This window comes from Mesorhizobium sp. WSM4830 (assembly GCF_055811495.1).
In genome coordinates this window covers 1-442 of sequence record NZ_JBVVQI010000118.1, presented here as the reverse complement: position 1 = coordinate 442, position 442 = coordinate 1, and the positions used below count along the sequence as shown (strand labels likewise).

The window sequence follows — 442 nt, the reverse complement described above, 5'->3', positions numbered from 1 at the left end:
CTCGCCAAGCTGGCGGGCGGCGTTGCCGTCATCCGCGTCGGCGGTGCGACCGAAGTGGAAGTCAAGGAAAAGAAGGACCGCGTCGATGACGCCCTCAACGCGACCCGTGCGGCCGTCGAAGAAGGCATTGTTCCCGGCGGCGGCGTCGCGCTGCTGCGCGCTTCGCTGGCCATCACAGTCAGTGGCGCCAACTCCGACCAGACCGCCGGCATCGCCATCGTGCGTCGCGCCCTGCAGGCTCCGGCCCGCCAGATCGCGGCCAACGCCGGTGCGGAAGCTTCGATCGTTGCCGGCAAGATCCTTGAGAACAAGGGCGCGACGTTCGGCTACAACGCCCAGACCGGCGAATATGGCGACATGATCGTCATGGGTATCGTCGATCCGGTCAAGGTTGTGCGCACGGCTCTGCAGGACGCGGCCTCGGTCGCCGGCCTGCTGGTCA

At 67.4% G+C, this 442-nt stretch carries 1 protein-coding gene; it reads left to right on the top strand.

From position 1 onward, the window contains the following. Positions 1–442, top strand: a 442-nt coding sequence (locus tag AC0L2Y_RS34610; protein ID WP_473562341.1) for a TCP-1/cpn60 chaperonin family protein, incomplete at both ends; no start/stop codon positions are given.